Genomic DNA, 1,347 nt, shown 5'->3' with positions numbered 1-1,347 from the left:
GGCCGCGGCGCTCGAGCGTGGCGGCGTTCCTGGGGGCGGGCGCAGCGCGCGGGCCGCCGCGCGCCTGGTCGGCGCGCTCGAGAAGGAGCTCGGCCGATGACGCCGGTGGGACCGGACTTCCTCGACGCGGTCCGCGCGCGCGTCGGTCGGGACGCGGACGGGGTGGGCGCCGCCGTGKAGGCCGCCGCGCGCGAGGCCGGCGCGGTGCTGGGCTCCAGCGCCCTCGGGTCGGTCACCCGGGCCGTCCGCGACGAGCTCTTCGGAGCCGGGCGGCTGCAGGCGTTCCTCGACGATCCCGACGTGACGGACGTGCTGGTCAACGGCCCGCGCGAGGTGTGGGTCGAGCGAAGCGGACGGCTCGTGCTGACCGGCGTGGACCTCGGCGGGGCCGACGACGTGCGGACGCTGGCCGTCCGGCTCGCGGCGGCCGGTGGCCAGCGCCTCGACGACGCGTCCCCGGCCGTCGACGCGCGCCTGCCCGACGGGACCCGGTTGCACGCCGTGCTCCCGCCCGTGGCCGACGCCGGTGCCCTGATCAGCCTGCGGGCCGTGCGGTCCCGGGCGTTCACGCTCGAGCAGCTCGTCGCGGTCGGCATGCTCGCGCCGCCGCTGGTGCCGGTGGTCCGGGCACTCGTGGCCACGCGCGCCAACCTGCTGGTCTCCGGCGCGACCGGCTCGGGGAAGACGACGCTCCTGGCGGCGCTGCTGACGCTGGTGCCGCACGACGAGCGCATCGTCGTCGTCGAGGAGGCCGGGGAGCTGGCGCCGGCGCACCCGCACGTGGTCCGGCTGCTGGCCCGGCGGGCCAACGTCGACGGCGCCGGCCGGGTCGACCTGGCCGACCTGGTCCGCCACGCGCTGCGCATGCGGCCCGACCGGATCGTGCTCGGCGAGTGCCGCGGGGGTGAGGTACGCGAGGTGCTGACCGCGCTGAACACCGGGCACGACGGTGGCTGCACGACCGTGCACGCCAACGCCGCCGCCGACGTCCCCGCGCGGCTGGAGGCACTGGCGGCCCTCGCGGGGATGACGCGCGACGCCGTCGCCGCGCAGGCCTCGAGCGCGTTCGACGCGGTGCTGCACCTGCGGCGGGCGACCGGTGACCGGGGTCGGCGGTACCTGGCGGAGGTCGGCGTCGTGCGACGGGACGCGTCGGGTGCGCTCGAGGTGGCGTGCGCGCTGCGCTGCGACCCGACCGGCGTGACCGAGCCGGGAGCCGCATGGCCGGCCCTCGCGGAGCGGCTCGGGCTGGCTGTGGTCGGCCGGGTCGCGCGGTGAGCGTCGTCGTCGGTGGGCTCGTCGCGCTGGCTCTGCTCGCGGTGGTCGGCGTCRCGGGCCGGCGGCCGG

At 78.6% G+C, this 1,347-nt stretch carries 1 protein-coding gene; it reads left to right on the top strand.

The annotated features are described in order from the left end of the window. Positions 1-96 precede the first annotated feature (96 nt). On the top strand, positions 97-1,278 hold the full coding sequence (locus ACXJKG_RS21190; protein WP_456847687.1) for a TadA family conjugal transfer-associated ATPase: 1,182 nt from the start codon (positions 97-99) through the stop codon (positions 1,276-1,278). The last annotated feature ends 69 nt before the right edge of the window (positions 1,279-1,347 follow it).

Source organism: Cellulomonas sp. P5_C6 (assembly GCF_054049635.1).
The sequence above is the reverse complement of the archived record's forward strand: the minus strand, read 5'-3'. Positions and strand labels throughout refer to the sequence as shown.